The following is a 13,383-nucleotide window of genomic DNA, read 5'->3' as shown; positions in this document are numbered from 1 at the left end:
GCCATGACCGTGCATCCTCGCATCATCACCGTCGCCAACCAGAAGGGCGGCGTCGGGAAAACGACCACCGCGATAAATCTCGCCACTGCCCTGGCCGCCATCGGCGAGAAGGTGCTGATCGTCGATCTGGACCCGCAGGGTAATGCCAGCACGGGCCTCGGAATCGACCGGCAGGATCGTGCGGTATCCTCCTATGATCTGCTGGCCGGTGACGCCACGGTTGCAGAGGCTGCGATGCCCACGGCGGTGCCGGGACTGAGCGTCATTCCTTCAACGCTCGATCTTCTCGGTATCGAGATGGAGATCGCATCGGCGCCGGACAGGGTTCTGCGCCTGCGCAACGCGCTGCGGCGCTCCCGCGAAACCGGCGTCGATTTCTCCTATGTGCTGATCGACTGCCCGCCATCGCTGAACCTGTTGACCCTCAATTCGATGGCAGCCGCCGATTCCGTCCTCGTTCCGCTACAATGCGAGTTCTTCGCGCTTGAGGGGCTCAGCCAACTCCTGCAGACAGTCGAGCAGATCCGCAACTCGATCAATCCGGATCTGACGATACAGGGTATCGTGCTGACCATGTTCGACGGTCGCAACAATCTCGCCAATCAGGTTGTCGAGGATGTCAGGGCGCATATGGGCGACAAGGTCTATGACACGGTGATTCCGCGCAACGTTCGTGTCTCCGAAGCCCCCTCCTATGGGAAGCCGGCGATTCTCTACGATCTTAAATGCACGGGCAGTCAGGCATACCTGCAGCTTGCATCGGAAGTGATACGGCGTGAGCGGCGGCTCAGGGCCGCTTGAAAACAAGACTCGATTCGATGTCGAAATGATGCGGAATGAACATGAGTGACGATCCCTCCAGAAAACGGCTCGGCCGCGGTCTCGCCGCGCTGATTGGCGAGATGGACAAGCCGGCGCAGCCGCAGGCCACGTCCAAAATAGGGGCGGATAGCCGTGTTCCCATTGAATTTGTTACTCAAAATCCGCGCAACCCAAGGCGTAACTTCGCCGAGGCGGATCTTGCGGATCTTACGCAGTCGATACGTGAACATGGAATCGTGCAGCCGGTGGTGGTGCGAACCGGCGCCAGTGGTCGCTATGAGATCATAGCTGGCGAGCGCCGCTGGCGCGCGGCCCAGCGGGCGGGGTTGACCGAGCTCCCGGTAATCATCCGGGAAGTGGATGATCGGGTCGCGCTCGAGCTGGCGATCATCGAGAACGTCCAGCGCGCCGACCTGAACCCAGTCGAAGAAGCTCAAGGCTATCAACAACTTATCGACGAGCACCACTATACGCAGGCCGATCTCGGTCAGGTGATCGGCAAGAGCCGTAGTCATGTCGCAAACACGCTCCGGCTGCTTAAATTGCCAGACGTCATTCGCGATATGCTCGTTGATGGCTCGCTGTCAGCCGGACACGCGCGTACGTTGGTGACGGCAGAGGATCCTGCTTCGCTGGCTAAGCAAATCATCGAAGAGGGGCTTTCCGTGCGCCAGGCCGAGGCACTGGCGCAGCAGCCCGTGCGGCCGCCGCAGCCCCCGACCCGTTCTAGCACACCCGCCGAGAAGGACGCGGATACGCTTGCGCTGGAAAAGGCCCTATCTGACGTAACGGGGCTCAGGGTGACGATTTCCCATGGTCAGAAGGGCGGGGAACTGAAAATCTCGTACAAGACGCTCGAGCAGCTCGACGAATTGTGCCGCAGGTTGCAGCGCTGATTGTCAGCGTCGGGCGGCGCGTGCCGAGTCGACCAGAAGCGCAATGAGCGCCTGGCGCGCCGTCGCCGTGGCAAGATCCGGTCGGCGGCGCGTCAGGAGTACTGCCGCCTGAAGTCTCTCGAGCGCCCGTGACAGCGCGGGCGCGGTCCAGCGCTGCAGCGCCGTTTCCACCAGCTTACGCCTTGTGAAGAAGACCGGGGGGCGGGCTGAGGCGACGACCGCGCCGGGCGCCTTGCCTGCGGAATCCATCTCGTTGCGCATCAGGCTGAGAGCCTGAAACTGCCGCATGGCGCCGGCCAGCACGAGAAACGGGTTCGTACCGGAGGAGATCAGGCGCGCGAATGCCGTATCGAAGACAGCGGCATGGCCGGACAGCACGGCGTCGATCGCATTGTCGAGGCTCAAACCTGACACGTCGCCCGTCATCAGGTTGATGTCATCGACGGTGACTTCACGCGCGCCGTGGCAATAGAGCGCCAGCTTTTCGATTTCGCTTCGGGTCGCCAGGCGGTCGCCGCCGAGATTGGCGCGCAAGGCCTGGCGGCCCTCCATACCGATGGTAAGCCCGTCGCGCGCCAGGACTTCGTCAATCACGGCGTCTATCGAACGCCCCTCATCGGCATAGCATGGCAGCGCCATGGCGGCCGCAGCGCTCTCCACGGCGCTGCGCAGGGCAACGCCCTTCTTGAGATCGCCAGCCTCGATGAGAATGATCGAGTCGCGCGGTGGCGACGCGGCGAGGAACTTCACCTCATCTGCAAGTTGTTTTTGCGCGCCCGCACCCTTGATCCATATCAGGCGCTGGTCGGAGAACATTGGAACCGTGCCTGCCTCGTCCGACAACCTGCCTGGCGCGGCTTCGACCTCGCCTGCATCCAACCTGACCGAAGAGAAGGGATCGTCGGCGTTAAGCCCGGTGGATGCCACAAAAGCCTTGGCGCGCTCGGATACGAGGCCGCGGTCAGGACCATAGATGAGCACGATCCGAATGTTGGGATCGGGACGCCTTAGCCACGAATCGACTTCATGCGCTTTCTTCTGAGCCATGCCGCTTGGCTACCACAGGTTTTGACGAAGAAAAGCCCAAACGGAACCCTCAGCTGTCTCGCGGCGTTATTGGTCACGATAAAGTCAGGAATATCACGGAGAACGACAATGTCAGACCAGAACAATATTGATCCGCGTCGCGTCGATCCCGGCCATCCGGACGGGCCGCGTGTCGCTCCGCGCTCGCCTTATACCGATCCCGCAGCTGATCCGCGCGTGGTCAACGAGACCGTCGTACACAACAGCAACGGTCGCGGCGGGCTGATCGCGGCAGGCGTTATTGCCGTGCTACTCGTTATCGCCCTCATCGCCTTCAGCAGTGGGCCCGGGACGGATGCCGGCACGACCGCCGTTATTCCGGAGCAGCAGAATGAGCAGACTGCGCCTGCCCCGGCTCCTGAGGCAACGCCGGCGCCGGCTGAGGAAGCAGCGCCAGCAGCCCCTGTCGAGGAAGAGGCTCCGGCTGCGCCGGCTGATGAGCCTGCACCGAACCAGTAAGCGTACCGTGTAACCTTGCGTAAAATGAAATGGGCCGGATCAAGCTGATCCGGCCCATTTCATTATCGAATGCGCAGAAGTCTACATATGGATAGGCTTGGCAAAAGTCGCCAGCGCCGCCTCCTTGACCGATTCGGACATCGTCGGGTGGGCGTGGCACGTTCGTGCCAGATCCTCGGAGGATCCCCCGAATTCCATTAGAACCGCCGCTTCGTGGATCATCTCCCCGGCGCCGAAGCCGACGATATGAACACCCAGCACCCTGTCCGTCGCCTTGTCGGCGAGAACCTTGACGAAACCGTCGGTCTGCAACATGGCGCGAGCCCGCCCGTTGGCCGTGAACGGGAACTTGCCGGCCTTGTAGTTGACGCCCGCCTTCTTCAACTCTTCCTCGGTCTTGCCGACTGAAGCGACTTCCGGGCTGGTGTAGACGACGCCTGGAATGACGTCGTAATTCACGTGGCCCGCCTGGCCGGCGATGATTTCGGCTATCGCCACACCTTCGTCCTCGGCCTTGTGCGCAAGCATTGGCCCCGCGATGACGTCGCCGATCGCATATACGCCCGGCACCGAGGTCTGGAAGTGATTATCGGTCTGAATGCGGCCGCGCTCATCGAGCACCACCCCGGCCTTTTCCAGACCAAGTCCATCAGTGAACGGCTTCCTGCCAGTCGCCACCAGCACGGCATTGGCCTCGATCGTTTCCGCGTCGCCGCCCTTGACCGGCTCGAACGTGACAGATGCGCCTTTCTTGGACTTTGCGACCCCGGTCACCTTCGCGCCAAGCTTGAACTCCATGCGTTGCTTGACCAGCAGGCGCTGGAACTGCTTGGCGACCTCGCCGTCCATGCCGCCGAGGATCGTGTCGAGATATTCGACCACAGTCACCTTCGCGCCGAGCCGTGCCCAGACGGAACCGAGTTCGAGCCCGATGACGCCGCCGCCGACCACGACGAGATGATCCGGCACCTTGTCGAGCTCCAGCGCGCCGGTGGAGGAGACGATCACCTTTTCATCGAAATCGACATCCACGCCTGGGATGCCGGCGACATCGGAGCCGGTGGCGATGACAATGTTCTTGGTTTCGATCTCCTGAGACTTGCCGTCTTCGCCGGTCACGGAGAGCTTGCCCTGTCCAAGCACTTGCCCAGTGCCCTGGAACGTGTCGATCTTGTTCTTCTTCATCAGGAAGACGAGGCCCTTGGTGTTCTGCTCCACCGTCTGGGTCTTGTGCTCCATCATCTTCTTGAGATTGACCTTGGGCTTGCTGATCTCGATGCCGAGCGCGTCGAAGGAATGTTCCGCCTCGAGCAGCATTTCGGTCGCATGCAGCAGGGCCTTAGAGGGAATGCAGCCGATATTGACGCAGGTGCCGCCATAGGTATCGCGCTTCTCCACCAGAGCCGTCTTCAGCCCCAGCTGCGCAGCCTTGATGGCGCAGACATAGCCGCCGGGGCCGGCTCCGATAACGACGACGTCATAGCTCATGGCATATTCCTTCCTTGCCGCAATGGCGGGTCAGCGCCCGCCGCTGGTAGTCAAAATCGCGCCTGTCGAATACGACGCCTCGTCGGAGAGAAGCCAAAGCGCGGCGCGCGCGACTTCCTCGGCCGTGCCTTCGCGCTTCATGGGCACGAGGCCACGCATGGCGGCAACCCGATCCGGCTGCCCGCCGGACGCATGAATTTCTGTGTCGATGATGCCTGGCCTGACCGCATTGACGCGAATGCCCTCGGCCGCGACCTCGCGGGCAAGCCCGACGGTCAGGGTGTCGACCGCGCCCTTTGAGGCCGCGTAGTCGATGTATTCACCCGGCGCGCCCAGTACGGCGGCGATCGACGAAATGTTGACGATCGCTCCGCCTGCGCCGCCATGGCTGGTCGACATGCGCCTCACGGCTTCGCGCGCGCAAAGTGCGGTGCCGATCACGTTGATCCGCATCATCCGGGTCAGGCGTTCGACGCTCATTTCGTCGAGCCGCGCCTTGCGATCCACAACGCCGGCATTGTTGACGAGCCCGTCGAGCCGCCCGAAGCGTGCATCGACCGCCTCGAACATGGCGATTACGTCCGCTTCCTCGCCGACATCGCCACGGATGGCGAAGGCTTCGCCGCCGGTGGAGATGATGTCGTCCACCACGCGAGCGGCAGCTTCTTCATTGGACGCGTAGTTGACGGCGACATGCCAGCCGGCGGCCGCACCGAGCCTGGCGATCGCGGCGCCAATGCCGCGCGAACCGCCTGTCACGAGCATCGTTTTCGCCGACATCGTTCCTCCGTAGCCTGGATCGGGCGTCTCGAAGCCTACAGGTCCAGAACCAGACGCTCGGGATCCTCAAGCGTTTCCTTGACGCGAACCAGGAAGGTCACGGCTTCCTTGCCGTCGACGATCCGGTGGTCATAGGAGAGCGCGAGATACATCATCGGACGGATGACGATCTGGCCGCCAACGACCATTGGCCGTTCCTGGATCTTGTGCATGCCGAGGATGCCCGACTGCGGCGCATTCAGGATCGGCGTCGACATCAGCGAGCCGTAGACGCCGCCGTTCGAGATGGTGAAGGTGCCGCCCTGCATGTCGGCGACCGAGAGCTTTCCGTCGCGCGCGGCGACACCCAGCCGGCCGATCTCCTTCTCGATCTCGGCGATGGTCATCGCGTCGGCGTCGCGCACGACGGGGACGACCAGACCCTTTTCAGTGCCGACCGCCACGCCGATGTGCGCGTAGTTCTTGTAGATGATGTCGGTGCCGTCGATCTCGGCATTCACAGCCGGGATCTCCTTAAGTGCGTGCGTCACCGCCTTGGTGAAGAAGCCCATGAAGCCAAGCTTCACGCCATGCTTCTTCTCGAACAGCTCCTTGTACTTGGCGCGCATGTCCATCACCGGCTTCATGTCCACCTCGTTGAAGGTGGTCAGCATGGCGGCCGTGTTTTGGGCATCCTTCAGGCGGCGCGCGATGGTCTGGCGCAGCTTGGTCATGCGTACGCGTTCCTCACGGGCGCCATCGTCTTCCGAGGAAGGTGCGCGGGCTGCAGCAGGAGCGGCGGTTGCCGGGGCCGAAACACCCTTGGCGATGGCGTCGAGCGCATCTCCCTTGAGGACCTGGCCGCGCTTGCCGCTGCCGGACACCTGGTCTGCGGAAATGCCGGCCTCGGCGAGCGCCTTGGACGCTGCCGGAGAAGCGGGCATGTCGGTCTTGCCTGCCGAGGCCTTATTGGCCGCGGGCTCGGGCTTGGCCGCTTCCTCTTTCGGCGCCTCTGCCTTCTTCGGCTCTTCCTTCTTGGCGGATGCAGCGCCCGCTCCGGCGTCAATCATGCCGAGCAGCGCGCCGGGCTCGACCGTGTCGCCTTCATTGACCGTGATTTCGGCAAGCGTGCCGGCGGCGGGGGCGGGCACCTCGATGGTCACCTTGTCGGTTTCCAGCTCGACAACCGGCTCGTCGGCGGCGATGGCCTCGCCGGCCTTCTTGAACCACTTTCCGATTGTGGCCTCGGTGACGGATTCTCCGAGGGTGGGAACGCGAATTTCGGTAGCCATTGTTCTTTTCCGTTGCCTGATTTCGCTTCGCTTAGGTCAGTGGTGCTGGTTCATTCACCCAGCGCATCCTCGAGGAAAGCCTCGAGCTGCGCCAGGTGCTTGGACATGAGGCCCGTCGCCGGGGATGCGGCGGCCGGCCGGCCGGTGTAGCGCACGCGCTGGTGCTTGGCGTCGATGTGGGCGAGCACCCACTCCAGATACGGATCGATGAACGACCACGCGCCCATGTTCTTGGGCTCTTCCTGGCACCAGACCATCTCCGCATTGCGGAAACGCGACAGTTCGTTGATCAACGCCTTGGCCGGGAACGGGTAGAGCTGTTCGACGCGCAGCAGGTAGACGTCGTCGACACCGCGCTTCTCGCGCTCCTCGTAAAGGTCGTAATAGACCTTGCCCGAGCACAGAACGACACGGCGGATCTTGGAGTCCTTGACCAGCTTGATCTTCTGGTCCGGCAGCATCTGCGCGTCGTCCCAGAGCAGGCGGTGGAACGAGCTTTCGCCCGACATTTCCGACAGTGTGGAGACTGCACGCTTGTGGCGCAGGAGCGACTTCGGCGTCATCAGCACGAGCGGCTTGCGGAAGTCGCGCTTGAGCTGACGGCGAAGGATGTGGAAGTAGTTAGCCGGCGTCGTAACGTTGGCCACCTGCATGTTGTCTTCCGCGCACATCTGCAGGAAGCGCTCGAGACGGGCGGAGGAATGCTCCGGTCCCTGTCCTTCATAGCCATGCGGCAGCAGGCAGACGAGGCCCGACATGCGAAGCCATTTGCGCTCGCCCGATGAGATGAACTGGTCGAAGACGACCTGCGCACCGTTGGCGAAGTCGCCGAACTGGGCTTCCCACAGCGTCAGAGCGCGGGGTTCGGCAAGGCTGTAGCCATATTCGAAGCCAAGCACGGCTTCTTCAGAGAGCATCGAGTTGATGACCTCGTAATTGGCCTGGGCCGGCCCAAGATTGTTGAGCGGAATGTAGCGGTCCTCGGACTTCTGATCGTAGAGCACCGAGTGGCGCTGCGAGAACGTGCCGCGCTCCGAATCCTGCCCGGACAACCGGATCGGGTTGCCGTCCATAAGGATCGAGCCGAAAGCCAGCGCTTCGCCGGTTGCCCAGTCCAGGCCTTCGCCCGATTCGATCGCCTTGCGCCGGCTGTCGAGGAAGCGTCCGATCGTACGATGGACCTCGAAGTCCTTCGGCATGTCGGTCAGCTTCTTGCCGATCTCCTTCAGCGTCTTGAGCGGAACGGAGGTCTTGCCGCGGCGCTGCTCGTCCTGATTGTCGGCCGTACGCAGGCCCGACCAGGCGCCGTCGAGCCAGTCGGCCTTATTCGGCTTATAGGCCTGGCCCGCCTCGAATTCCGCTTCGAGGTTGGCCCGCCAGTCGGCGCGCATCTTCTCGACTTCGTCCTGCGTGATGAGGCCCTCGGCAATGAGCTTGTCGCTGTAGAGCTGGACCGTCGTGCGGTGCGATCGGATCGCCTTGTACATGACCGGCTGGGTGAATGCCGGCTCGTCACCCTCATTGTGGCCGAAGCGGCGGTAGCAGAACATGTCGATGACCACCGGCTTGTGGAAGGTCATCCGGTATTCGGTCGCCACCTTGGCCGCATAGACGACCGCTTCCGGGTCGTCGCCGTTGACGTGGAAGATCGGCGCCTCGATCATCTTGGCAACGTCGGACGGATAGGGCGACGAGCGCGAGAAGCGCGGGTTGGTCGTGAACCCGATCTGGTTGTTGATGATGAAATGAATCGTGCCGGCGACACGATGGCCGCGCAGGCCCGACAGGCCGAGGCATTCGGCAACGACGCCCTGACCTGCGAAAGCCGCATCGCCGTGCAGCAGCAGCGGCAGCACCTTCACGCGCTCTTCGATCGGCACAGCCTCTTCGCGGGTGCGGCCGAAAACCTGGTCCTGCTTGGCGCGGGCCTTGCCCATGACGACCGGGTTGACGATCTCCAGATGCGAAGGGTTGGCCGTCAGCGACAGATGCACCTTGTTGCCGTCGAACTCGCGGTCGGAGGAAGCACCTAGGTGGTACTTCACGTCGCCCGAGCCCTCGACGTCGTCGGGCGTATAGGAGCCGCCCTTGAATTCATGGAACACCGCGCGGTGCGGCTTGGCCATGACGTTGGTCAGCACATTGAGCCGGCCGCGATGGGCCATGCCGAGCACGGCTTCCTTCAGCCCCATGGCGCCGCCACGCTTGATGATCTGCTCGAGCGCAGGGATCAGCGATTCGCCGCCATCGAGGCCGAAGCGCTTGGTGCCCTTGTACTTGACGTCGATGAACTGTTCGAAGCCTTCGGCCTCGATCAGCTTCGACAGGATCGCCTTCTTGCCTTCGGAGGTGAATTCGATGCCCTTGTCGGGACCCTCGATGCGCTCCTGGATCCATGCCTTCTCGGCCGGATTGGAAATGTGCATGAACTCGACGCCAAGGGTCGAGCAATAGGTGCGCTTCAGGATGTCCAGCATCTGCCGGACGGTGGCGTATTCCAGTCCCAGCACATGGTCGATGAAGATCGGGCGGTCGTAATCGGCCTCGGTGAAACCGTAGGCCTCCGGCGACAGCTCGTTGTAGTCCTCCTTAGCCTCGGCGAGACCGAGCGGATCGAGATCCGCATGAAGATGGCCGCGCATGCGGTATGCGCGGATCATCATGATGGCGCGAACGGAATCGCGCGTGGCGGTCAGGATGTCAGCATCGGAAAGTGCGGCACCCTTCTCGCTGGCCTTTTCGCGAACCTTCTTCTCGAAGTGCTTTTCGGCCGTGCCCCAGTCGCCATCCAGCGCAGAGACGAGTTCGCCATTGGCCGCGATCGGCCAGTTGGCCTTCGTCCAGGAGGCGCCCTGCGCGCTCTTGCGCACATCCCCGGCATCGTCCTTCAGCGCGGCGAAGAAGTCGCGCCACTCCGGATCAACCGAAGACGGATCGTCCTGCCAGGCGGCGTGAAGGGTCTCGATATAGTCGGCATTGCCGCCATACAGAAACGAGGTGAGTGAAAACTGGTCGTTGGCCTGATCCTGCCGCGCCATCTTGATCCTTCGGAGCCCCGTGCTCCGTCTCCTGTGTGAGAGGAGTAGGTAAGTAGGGCAGTAAGGCAAACATGTTTGGTGCGCCTACTGCCCTATTCCCTTTCTCCCTTAACCCTTGATCGCTTCGACCAGCGTCTTGCCGAGTCGGGCCGGCGAAGGCGAAACACGGATGCCCGCCTCTTCCATCGCCGCGATCTTGTCTTCAGCGCCGCCCTTGCCGCCGGAAATCACGGCGCCGGCATGGCCCATGGTGCGTCCGGGCGGTGCGGTGCGGCCCGCGATGAAGCCGGCCATCGGCTTGCGGCGGCCTTTCTTGGCTTCGTCTTTCAGAAACTGCGCTGCTTCTTCCTCGGCCGAGCCGCCGATCTCGCCGATCATGATGATCGACTGCGTCGCGTCGTCGGCCAGGAACATCTCCAGCACGTCGATGAATTCGGTGCCCTTCACCGGATCGCCGCCGATGCCGACGGCCGTCGTCTGGCCAAGGCCTTCGTTCGTCGTCTGAAACACTGCTTCATAGGTAAGCGTTCCGGAGCGGGAAACAACGCCCACCGAACCCTTGCGGAAGATGTTGCCCGGCAGGATGCCGATCTTGCATTCGTCGGGGGTGACGATGCCGGGGCAGTTCGGGCCGATCAGGCGCGATTTCGACTTGTCGAGCTTCGCCTTGACCTTGACCATGTCCATGACCGGGATGCCCTCGGTGATGCAGACGATCAGCGGCATCTCGGCCTCGATGGCCTCGATGATCGCAGCGGCAGCACCTGCCGGCGGCACGTAAACCACAGAGGCGGTTGCGCCGGTCTTGTCGCGGCCCTCGGCGACTGAGGCGAAGATCGGCAGGTTTTCACCGCTGGCGCCGGTCCAGGTCTCTCCGCCCTTCTTCGGGTGGATGCCGCCGACCATCTGCGTGCCGTGATAGGCGAGCGCCTGTTCGGTGTGGAACGTTCCGGTCTTGCCGGTGAGGCCCTGAACGAGAACCTTGGTGTTCTTGTCGATAAGAATGGACATCTAGGCTCAGGCCCCCTTCACGGCATTCACGATCTTCTGGGCGGCATCGTCGAGATCGTCGGCGGAAATCACATTCAGACCGCTCTCGTTGATGATCTTCTTGCCCAGTTCGACATTGGTGCCTTCGAGGCGCACCACGAGCGGGACCTTGAGGCCGACTTCCTTTACGGCTGCGATCACACCCTCGGCGATGACGTCGCACTTCATGATGCCGCCGAAGATGTTGACGAGAATGCCCTTTACGTTCGGATCGGCAGTGATGATCTTGAACGCGGCCGTGACCTTTTCCTTGGAAGCGCCGCCCCCGACGTCGAGGAAGTTGGCGGGCTCGGCGCCGTAGAGCTTGATGATGTCCATCGTCGCCATGGCAAGGCCGGCGCCGTTGACCATGCAGCCGATGTTGCCGTCGAGCGCGACATAGGCGAGGTCGTATTTCGACGCCTCGATTTCCTTGTCGTCTTCCTCGGTCACGTCGCGCAGCTCGACCACGTCCGGGTGACGGAACAGCGCATTGTTGTCGAACGAGACCTTCGCGTCGAGGACGCGCAGCCGGCCGTTTTCCATGACGATCAGCGGATTGACCTCGAGCAGGCTCATGTCCTTCTCGGTGAAGGCCTTGTAGAGGATCGGGAACAGCGTCTTGCCGTCGTTCGCCGAATCGCCTTCTAGCTTCAGCGCTTCGTTGAGCCTGGCCACGTCTGCGTCGGTCACACCCGTCTCGGGGTCGATCGCCACGGTGACGATCTTCTCCGGCGTCTCTTCGGCGACGGCCTCGATGTCCATGCCGCCCTCGGTCGAAACCACGAAGGCGACGCGGCCGACGGTGCGGTCGACGAGGATCGACAAATAGAGCTCACGGGCGATATCGGCGCCGTCCTCGATATAGAGGCGGTTGACCTGCTTGCCGGCCTCGCCGGTCTGCTTGGTAACCAGCGTGTTGCCGAGCATCTCGTCGACGTTGGCGACCACGTCCTCGACGGACTTCGCCAAGCGGACGCCGCCCTTTGCGTCAGGCCCGAGTTCCTTGAACTTACCCTTGCCGCGGCCACCAGCGTGGATCTGGCTCTTGACCACATAAAGCGGTCCCGGCAGCGACCTGGCGGCAGCTTCGGCCTCGCCTGCCTTGAGGATCGCTACACCGTCGGCGACCGGTGCGCCGAAACCCTTGAGAAGCTGCTTGGCCTGGTATTCGTGGATGTTCATCCGCCGTCCCCCTTACTTGCCCAAGGCCGGCGCGATGCCGATGCAGGCCTCGCAAAGACCCTGCACTGCCGCGACCGACTTGTCGAACATCTTCTGCTCGGACTTGTTGAAGTCGATCTCGATGATGCGTTCCACGCCGCCGGCGCCGATGACCACCGGCACGCCGACATACATGTCCTTGAGGCCATACTGGCCGGACAGATGCGCCGCGCAGGGCAGAACGCGCTTCTTGTCCTTGAGGTAGCTTTCCGCCATGGCAATCGCCGATGCGGCAGGCGCGTAGTAGGCGGAACCGGTCTTGAGCAGGCCAACAATCTCGCCGCCGCCCTTGCGGGTGCGCTCGACGATGGCGTCCAGCTTCTCCTTGCTGGTCCAACCCATTTTGACGAGATCTGGCAGCGGGATGCCAGCAACGGTGGAATAGCGGACCATCGGCACCATGTCGTCGCCGTGGCCACCGAGAGTCATCGCGCTCACGTCCTCGACGGACACGTTGAATTCTTCGGCGAGGAAGTAGCGGAAGCGGGACGAGTCGAGCACACCGGCCATGCCGACGACGTGGCTCTTGGGCAGGCCCGAGAACTTCTGCAGTGCCCAGACCATCGCGTCGAGCGGGTTGGTGATGCAGATGACAAATGCGTTAGGCGCGTACTTCTTGATGCCGGCGCCGACCTGCTCCATCACCTTGAGATTGATGCCGAGGAGATCGTCGCGGCTCATGCCGGGCTTGCGCGGCACGCCGGCCGTCACGATGCAGACGTCAGCGCCTTCGATGGCCGCATATTCGTTCGCGCCGACATAGCGGGTGTCGAAACCGTCGACCGGCGAGGATTCCGCGATGTCCAGGCCCTTGCCCTGCGGGATGCCTTCCGCGATGTCGAACATGACGACGTCGCCGAGTTCCTTGAGGCCGACCAGATGGGCGAGCGTGCCGCCGATCATGCCGGAGCCGATGAGGGCAATCTTGTTGCGAGCCATGGTGATTGGTTTCCCTTTTGTGCGCCGGTCTGCTGCCGCGCCGGCCTGAAAACTGCGTTGCCGAGTATTGGTATCCGGACACGGGAGGCCGTCCGAATTCGGGCTCGGGCATAGACGCATCGCCCAAAAAACTCAACCGATTCTTACCACGCGAACATTTTCAATCGTTTAGATCATTATTATCTTACGTAAACGTAAGAATCCGGATGACTGGATTTGCCTCGATCGCCAGTTTGAACCGAAATGGAACAGTATCTGCAAACCACGAAGCACCGGGATTGTCGCCAATATGCTGACTCCGCGATGTCAGCACGTTCGCGTTTAAACTGCCGCTTTGCCATATCGAAGGGA

Annotated in this window: 11 protein-coding genes; 3 read left to right on the top strand and 8 right to left on the bottom strand. The window is 62.4% G+C overall.

Annotated features, from left to right (window positions below):
• Window positions 1-3 precede the first annotated feature (3 nt).
• Window positions 4-801, top strand: a complete 798-nt coding sequence (locus V1479_RS01455) for a ParA family protein (protein WP_173188703.1) — start codon at window positions 4-6, stop codon at window positions 799-801.
• A 41-nt stretch (window positions 802-842) separates the two neighbouring features.
• Window positions 843-1,718 (top strand): ParB/RepB/Spo0J family partition protein, encoded by an 876-nt coding sequence (locus V1479_RS01450; protein ID WP_368801350.1) that lies wholly within the window; start codon window positions 843-845, stop codon window positions 1,716-1,718.
• A 3-nt stretch (window positions 1,719-1,721) separates the two neighbouring features.
• Here the strand turns inward: V1479_RS01450 and holA are convergent, their stop codons facing one another.
• Window positions 1,722-2,765: a DNA polymerase III subunit delta gene (holA, locus tag V1479_RS01445; RefSeq protein WP_368801349.1), complete on the bottom strand. Its 1,044-nt coding sequence runs from the start codon at window positions 2,763-2,765 to the stop codon at window positions 1,722-1,724.
• A gap of 108 nt (window positions 2,766-2,873) precedes the next feature.
• Between holA and V1479_RS01440 the strand changes: the two genes are divergently transcribed.
• Entirely contained in the window at window positions 2,874-3,263 is a 390-nt protein-coding gene (locus V1479_RS01440; RefSeq protein ID WP_368801348.1) for a hypothetical protein, read from the top strand.
• An 81-nt stretch (window positions 3,264-3,344) separates the two neighbouring features.
• Here the strand turns inward: V1479_RS01440 and lpdA are convergent, their stop codons facing one another.
• The 7 genes from lpdA to mdh form a co-directional block, all read right to left on the bottom strand.
• Window positions 3,345-4,751 (bottom strand): dihydrolipoyl dehydrogenase, encoded by a 1,407-nt coding sequence (gene lpdA / locus V1479_RS01435; RefSeq protein WP_368801347.1) that lies wholly within the window; start codon window positions 4,749-4,751, stop codon window positions 3,345-3,347.
• 30 nt (window positions 4,752-4,781) lie between these two features.
• Window positions 4,782-5,531, bottom strand: a complete 750-nt coding sequence (locus V1479_RS01430) for an SDR family oxidoreductase (protein WP_368801346.1) — start codon at window positions 5,529-5,531, stop codon at window positions 4,782-4,784.
• 35 nt (window positions 5,532-5,566) lie between these two features.
• Complete coding sequence (gene odhB, locus V1479_RS01425; protein ID WP_368801345.1) at window positions 5,567-6,802, bottom strand: 2-oxoglutarate dehydrogenase complex dihydrolipoyllysine-residue succinyltransferase; 1,236 nt, start codon at window positions 6,800-6,802, stop codon at window positions 5,567-5,569.
• Between the two features lie 50 nt (window positions 6,803-6,852).
• Window positions 6,853-9,840, bottom strand: a complete 2,988-nt coding sequence (locus tag V1479_RS01420) for a 2-oxoglutarate dehydrogenase E1 component (RefSeq protein WP_368801344.1) — start codon at window positions 9,838-9,840, stop codon at window positions 6,853-6,855.
• A 108-nt stretch (window positions 9,841-9,948) separates the two neighbouring features.
• Window positions 9,949-10,851 carry a succinate--CoA ligase subunit alpha gene (gene sucD / locus V1479_RS01415; RefSeq protein WP_368801343.1) on the bottom strand — a complete coding sequence of 301 codons (903 nt, stop codon included), beginning with the start codon at window positions 10,849-10,851 and terminating at the stop codon, window positions 9,949-9,951.
• A gap of 6 nt (window positions 10,852-10,857) precedes the next feature.
• Window positions 10,858-12,054 (bottom strand): ADP-forming succinate--CoA ligase subunit beta, encoded by a 1,197-nt coding sequence (gene sucC, locus V1479_RS01410; RefSeq protein ID WP_368801342.1) that lies wholly within the window; start codon window positions 12,052-12,054, stop codon window positions 10,858-10,860.
• Window positions 12,055-12,066: 12 nt separating this feature from the next.
• Complete coding sequence (gene mdh, locus V1479_RS01405; protein WP_173188717.1) at window positions 12,067-13,032, bottom strand: malate dehydrogenase; 966 nt, start codon at window positions 13,030-13,032, stop codon at window positions 12,067-12,069.
• Between the last annotated feature and the right edge of the window lie 351 nt (window positions 13,033-13,383).

The sequence above is a fragment of the Neoaquamicrobium sediminum genome (assembly GCF_040970315.1).
Classification (GTDB): Bacteria; Pseudomonadota; Alphaproteobacteria; order Rhizobiales; family Rhizobiaceae; genus Aerobium; species Aerobium sediminum.
This window is presented reverse-complemented; position numbering and strand designations above follow the sequence as displayed.

What these genes read in the sequence shown, in the direction of transcription:
- V1479_RS01455 (WP_173188703.1), top strand. Translation starts at nt 4, where the DNA reads ATGACCGTGCATCCTCGCATCATCACCGTCGCCAACCAGAAGGGCGGC.
- V1479_RS01450 (WP_368801350.1), top strand. Translation starts at nt 843, where the DNA reads ATGAGTGACGATCCCTCCAGAAAACGGCTCGGCCGCGGTCTCGCCGCG.
- holA (WP_368801349.1), bottom strand. Translation starts at nt 2,765, where the DNA reads ATGGCTCAGAAGAAAGCGCATGAAGTCGATTCGTGGCTAAGGCGTCCC.
- V1479_RS01440 (WP_368801348.1), top strand. Translation starts at nt 2,874, where the DNA reads ATGTCAGACCAGAACAATATTGATCCGCGTCGCGTCGATCCCGGCCAT.
- lpdA (WP_368801347.1), bottom strand. Translation starts at nt 4,751, where the DNA reads ATGAGCTATGACGTCGTCGTTATCGGAGCCGGCCCCGGCGGCTATGTC.
- V1479_RS01430 (WP_368801346.1), bottom strand. Translation starts at nt 5,531, where the DNA reads ATGTCGGCGAAAACGATGCTCGTGACAGGCGGTTCGCGCGGCATTGGC.
- odhB (WP_368801345.1), bottom strand. Translation starts at nt 6,802, where the DNA reads ATGGCTACCGAAATTCGCGTTCCCACCCTCGGAGAATCCGTCACCGAG.
- V1479_RS01420 (WP_368801344.1), bottom strand. Translation starts at nt 9,840, where the DNA reads ATGGCGCGGCAGGATCAGGCCAACGACCAGTTTTCACTCACCTCGTTT.
- sucD (WP_368801343.1), bottom strand. Translation starts at nt 10,851, where the DNA reads ATGTCCATTCTTATCGACAAGAACACCAAGGTTCTCGTTCAGGGCCTC.
- sucC (WP_368801342.1), bottom strand. Translation starts at nt 12,054, where the DNA reads ATGAACATCCACGAATACCAGGCCAAGCAGCTTCTCAAGGGTTTCGGC.
- mdh (WP_173188717.1), bottom strand. Translation starts at nt 13,032, where the DNA reads ATGGCTCGCAACAAGATTGCCCTCATCGGCTCCGGCATGATCGGCGGC.